Source organism: Microcoleus sp. CZ3-B2 (genome assembly GCF_036705055.1).
Classification (GTDB): Bacteria; Cyanobacteriota; Cyanobacteriia; order Cyanobacteriales; family Microcoleaceae; genus Microcoleus.
In genome coordinates, this window is record NZ_JAUBTN010000076.1 from 1 (window position 1) to 5,541 (window position 5,541).

Annotated in this window: 4 protein-coding genes; 2 read left to right on the forward strand and 2 right to left on the reverse strand. The window is 46.0% G+C overall.

Features of this window, described 5'->3' with window-relative positions; genetic code table 11:
* Positions 1–254: helix-turn-helix domain-containing protein (locus QUA97_RS24735; protein WP_333196751.1), on the reverse strand; the 254-nt coding region annotated here is incomplete at its 3' end.
* A gap of 116 nt (positions 255–370) precedes the next feature.
* Here QUA97_RS24735 and QUA97_RS24740 point away from each other — a divergent pair.
* Complete coding sequence (locus QUA97_RS24740) at positions 371–1,465, forward strand: RuBisCO accumulation factor 1 (RefSeq protein WP_194066201.1); 1,095 nt, start codon at positions 371–373, stop codon at positions 1,463–1,465.
* Between the two features lie 393 nt (positions 1,466–1,858).
* Here QUA97_RS24740 and QUA97_RS24745 read toward each other — a convergent pair whose 3' ends face one another.
* Positions 1,859–2,869, reverse strand: a complete 1,011-nt coding sequence (locus tag QUA97_RS24745; RefSeq protein ID WP_333196754.1) for a DUF4349 domain-containing protein — start codon at positions 2,867–2,869, stop codon at positions 1,859–1,861.
* A gap of 156 nt (positions 2,870–3,025) precedes the next feature.
* Here QUA97_RS24745 and QUA97_RS24750 point away from each other — a divergent pair, with 156 nt between their 5' ends.
* A complete protein-coding gene (locus QUA97_RS24750; RefSeq protein ID WP_333196756.1) occupies positions 3,026–5,482 on the forward strand; it encodes an ATP-dependent helicase in 2,457 nt (818 codons plus the stop codon).
* The last annotated feature ends 59 nt before the right edge of the window (positions 5,483–5,541 follow it).

A 5,541-nucleotide genomic window follows, 5' to 3' on the forward strand; every position in this document is an offset into this window, starting at 1 on the left:
AGGTGTCTCAAGCCCTGCTGCAAGGGAACGCTACTAACGTCATTAAGGAAATCAAGATCCTCTTGTTTTTTCCATGCCGTCAACAAACTAGAGGTTTCGGTGTAGCCAACTCGCTCTTGCCGTTCGTACCATGCCTCTGTTCTGGCCCAGAGAGCGCGGTTGTAGACCAATCGAGTACAGCCCAAGGTTCTCCGAAGCAAGGTTTCTTGCTCGGGAGTCGGATAGAAGCGGTACTTGAAAGCTTTTTGTGTCATGCTTGCATTTTAGCAATTATTTTGTGAGCAAACCTGAAGATATTGTAAAGCTGTCCTCAAAGGACGGGGTTTTTACCCAAATTTCTGATAAATTAGCACTGGTTTTTGATTAAATTATGACTGATACACCTCAAGATTTCTCGCCTTCTGCACCTGCACCCTCCACTAATGCTGTGGATGTCGAAAAGTTAATTCGATCGCTCCGCCGCAAGGAAGGCACTTGGGTAGAGTGGGGACAAGCCTGCACCGCCTTACAGCAAGCAGGCTGGAGTTCTCAGAAGGTTTTTGAAGCAACTGGTTTTGAGCCAATTCAGCAAAATCAAGTCAGCGTCGCAGCCCAAGTTTACACCAGCATGGTCAACGCTGGCGGTTCGGAAGAAGTTCGATCGCACTTTCTACGCAAAGGAAGTGATATTTTATACGAATTTCGGATTTTGTCTCAGACAGAGCGAGCCGGAGCAGCAGCTTTGATCCTAGCCCACAATTTGGATGTTGACGATGCTCGTCAAGTTGCCAAAGCCATGAAGGAGTTTTCGCACTTCGGGAGTCTCCCGCAGGGGTTCACAGACACTCCAGGGGATGCTGTAGCCTACCAGTGCTGGCAGTTGGCGAGACAGAAAAGCGATTTGCAAGAGCGATCGCGCTTAATTGCTCGCGGCTTAAAATTAGCTAGCAGCCAAACAGCTAGGGGGCAAATCGAGCAATTGCTCGTAGATTTTACCGTAGTTCCGAGGCGGGAAGCGCCCCGCTTACCCACCTACAGGGTCGATTCAGAGGAACAACTGCCCCGGATTGTCCCGGTTGCCGGCAAATTGCCGCTTACTGCGTCAGATTTGATAGCAGTGCCTTTACCGGAGGAAATCGAGCCGTTCCGAATGGTAAAATTTGCCGGAGCCGGAGCTTGGGTGGCGATTCCCGGATGGCAGGTAATTTTGAAAGCCGAAGATCCAGTGGCGATTTTGGAAATGAGCGATCGATTGCCGGTACCGCTGCAAGGTAAAGTTGAAGAAGTTTTGATTATTGCCGATCGCGCCCAAAGACAGTGGGATGCTGACAGTTATTTCCTCGCAGACAACGGGGGAAATTTAGAATTGCAATGGTTTGAAACATCCCCGCAGTTGTCGATTTTGGGACGAGTCGTGCTGGTGATGAGACCGAAGAAGATTCTGGATGAAGATTATACCAAAGATGGATGGCAAATAGACGATTAGTCAGTTGTTAGTTGTCAGTTGTTAGTTGTTAGTTGTTAGTTATTGGTTGTTGGTTATTAGTTGTTGGTTGTTAGTTGTCATTAGTGGCCATAGGGTGTGTCGCTTGCAGACGATATTTGGAGCCAATCGACAATCTCCGCGCGACGCACCTTCTACCATTGGCGATTTTAAATTAGGAAGGATATCAAGTCCGCTCTATCGCAATATTTCGGCGTTTGGTGCGTCGCTACCCGATTGTCGATTTGTTCCAAATATGATCTGCAAGCGACACACCCTACAAACTTCTTCCTTCCTTCTTCCTTCTGCATGATGACGTTGTACGGAAAGCTCGGAGGCGACAGCAAAACATGACTAATGACTACTGACTAATGACTACTGACTACTGACTACTGACTACTGAGGCGGTTTCGGTTCTTGAATTTTCGGAACAGAATGCTGTTTCTTAAATCGAACAACACCGTAAACCGCCGCACCAATTAGCAGAAAATAAGGACTGTAAGCTAACATCCAAATAGCCAAACCAAACAAACCGAGCGTCAATTCGCCCACAGAATGAGTCGCTTTCCCCCAAGTTTCCTGCGCCCGCAAACCGAGAGAAGGTTCGGGATCTTGCTGAGCCGAGACTGCGGCTTCTAAAGTTAAACTAATTGTCGAATAAGCTACTTGATTCCGCAAACTTTTTAACTCAGCATCAATCCGCTCGATCGACTCCCGAATATTGCTCAACTCTTGAGCAGCTTTCAACACATCCCCCACAGAACCCGATCGCTCCATAATTTTTAACACAACTTCTTCCGATTTGCGAAGATTCCGCAGCCTAGCGTCATTATCAACTAATTGAGTAGTAACATCCTCAGCCGTAAGCCCTCGATTCTGTACGCTTCCGAGTTTTGCTAAAGCATCTAAAGTAGTTTCTAACTTTGCTTGAGGTACCCGAATCTCCAACATTGCGGTTTGGCGGATACTAGAATCCGGTGGCTTTTGGTTTTGGAAACCCAAGATATCGCCTTGCTGCTTTTTCACAATCTCGGTAACAGATTTAGTGCTAGTGTCAATTGATTTGACAACGACACTGAGCTCGGCTTTTTTAATCAGTTGGGGAGTAGTTGCTGGAGTTTCTGGAGGTGCTGTTTTGGATACAGCAGAAGTTTTTGGCTGTGCGCCTTGTCTTGCGACTGGGGCGGGTGCCTGTTGCGGTGCAGATGCGACAATTTGGTTTTCGCGACTGCTGGATGAATCTGCGCTACCTCCAACGCTGGAGGGCGAATTTGCGGCACAACTCGGTAAAGCAATAGCTGAAGATAAAGTTAAAAATGCCGCCACAGCAAAACGAATTGTGCTGTTGTTGGGTTGGTTTAGGTGGGGCTGGTGCGGCCGGGAATTGGTTTTGAGTTGAGTTTTCATTAGGGTTTTTCCTGTAAGGTATTGAATTTTATGCTGGTTTTAATTTAAGCTCGGATAGATGGTGTTAGTTTAGCCGATACAAAAATGGAAACGGTTGGGGTTGAAGATTTTGGGATTTTTAACCGCAGATGAACGCAGATAAACGCGGATGTAATAATGACTGATGAATTTGATTTGGATTTTAGCCGATCGACTACTGAGATCGATCGCCCTGACAGCACTTTCTCCGAGTTAGAGCCGGCGGCTTTTTTGGTGGCAGCTTGCGGTAAAATTCGTGAGAGCCTGCGTAAGGGGCAGCACGAGATGGCGGATTGGACAGGCGGCCCCCTTGCCGTTTCCGCCGTTCCAGGGGCCGGGAAGTCTACGGGAATGGCCGCTGCGTCCGCAATTGCGATCGCCCGCCATCGGCTTCACAACCGCCGCCAGTTAATTGTGGTGACATTTACGCGATCGGCTGCTGCTAATATTAAAGCTAAAATTCGCCAAAGATTAGGAGAATTGTCTTTATCCCAAGGCGGTTTTGCAGTACACACATTGCACGGTTTAGCTTTAAACATTGCCATGCGCCATCCCGATTTATCGGGTTTAAATTTAGAAAATTCTACCTTAGTGACTCCGACTCAAAGTCACCGCTTAATTCGCACTTGTGTAGAACTTTGGATCGCCGAAAATCCCCGCCGATATCAAATTTTGCTAGAAGGACAGCAATTTGATGGAGAGGAAACAGAGAGGCTGCGGCGACAATCGGTTTTGCGGACGGAGATTTTGCCGCAGTTAGCTAAAACTGTGATTCACGAGGCGAAATCTTCTGGTTTGTCTCCCGAAGAGTTGTTAGAAAGGGGCGAGGGAGATTCGAGCGACGACTATCAAATTTTAGCCGTAGCTGGCGGTTTATATCAAAAATATCAGACTTTGTTGAGGAGTCGAGAATTTATCGATTACGACGAAATGATTTTAGCAGCTTTGCGGGTGTTGGACAATCCGGGAGCAAAGGCGATCGAGCAAAAGCAAGTATTTGCCGTTTTCGAGGACGAAGCCCAGGATTCAACACCTTTGCAAACTGAACTTTTGCAAACATTGGCTCAAGATCCAGACTCTCCTAATTCACCTCCCAATTTTATCAGAGTTGGCGATCCAAATCAAGCGATAAATTCTACATTCACTCCCGCAGACCCGATTTATTTTAACAAATTTTGTGACGAGTGCGAAGTTGAAAATAAGTTAGCGACAATGGACGGCGCAGGCCGCAGCAGCCAGGTAATTATCGATGCAGCTAACTTTATGTTGCAATGGGTAAATCGCTCGGAATTAGCCGGAACCGAACAGCCTTTTCGCAACCAAATTATTCAAACAGTTCCCAGCGATGACCCCCAACAAAATGCCAATCCCGATTCCATTGGGCGCGGTTTAGAATTGTGTAATCCCAGGGATATTTACCATAGTGTTGAGTTAATTGGTAAGCGGGTAATTGAGTTAGTTGAGCAATTTTTGCCTGCGAATTTTGAATGGGTAAACCCTGACCAAAATATCCAATCAGGCGGTGAAGAAAGGAATGCAGAAAATAGCCCAAAATTGCCCTTAGAACATCTCAAATCAATGGCAGTTTTGGTGCGAGAAAACAAACAAGGCAAGTTTATCAAAGAAGTTCTAGAAAATCCGCAAAAACACGGATTAAGCTTTGATTTGCGTAAATACGGAATTAAAATTGAGGATGTGGGAGAACGCGACAGACATTCTCAAGTACCTTGGGAAATCTTAACACTGCTGCAATTTCTCGATCGCCCGCACTCACCAGATTACCTGAAAGCAGCATTAAAGATTTTGAGCGATCGGCAACTCATCCCCAAACAAGACTACAATGCCTTTACAACCAGCCCCGAACAATTCCTCTACCCAGGCCCCCTAGACCCGCAGCAGTCAGATCCCGTGCAGAAATGTCGCTATTTTTGTTGCAGTTTACTGCAAGCACGCTTAGAATTACCACCATACCAAATTATCTCATTTTTAGCCTTAGCGCTGCAATACGACCAAACAGAATTAGCCACAGCCGACAAATTAGCAGAAAGAGTAGCAATCCAAACCGCCGGCAACAATTCAATGCACAATATATTAGACGTACTGAGCGAAATTGTCAGTTCCGAAAGATTTGAACCTGTAGATGCAGACGACAAAATAGAAGAACGTTATACCAGCAAAGGTCAACTCACAATTATTACCATGCACAAAGCTAAAGGCTTAGATTGGGATTGCGTATTTTTGCCATTTCTGCACGAACAAACTATCCCCGGAAGTTTGCGAGTTTTGCCACAAACTAGATTTTTAGGAGATTTCACCTTAGCAGAGGTAGCGAGAGCAAAAATTAGAGCGAGTTTGCACGAAAAATATCCTTTACCAAATCTCGGTGAAGCGTGGGAACAAGCAGGTTATTTGAAAACAGCAGAAGAATTTAGATTACTTTACGTAGCGATGACTAGAGCCAAAAGTTTGCTGTGGATGGCGGCCGAGAATAAAGGGCCTTTTACTTGGAACAAACCGGAGAATTTGCAAACTCAAAAACCTTGTCCGGTGATGCCAGTTTTGAAACAGAGATTTCCTGGGAATGTGATGTTGTAAAATAGATTTTTGAAACGAACCGCGAAGACGCAAAGGACGCGAAGAGAAGAAAAGAAAGA

Coding starts and splice junctions, on each gene's coding strand:
- QUA97_RS24750 (WP_333196756.1), top strand. CDS start 3,026: ATGACTGATGAATTTGATTTGGATTTTAGCCGATCGACTACTGAGATC.
- QUA97_RS24745 (WP_333196754.1), bottom strand. CDS start 2,869: ATGAAAACTCAACTCAAAACCAATTCCCGGCCGCACCAGCCCCACCTA.
- QUA97_RS24740 (WP_194066201.1), top strand. CDS start 371: ATGACTGATACACCTCAAGATTTCTCGCCTTCTGCACCTGCACCCTCC.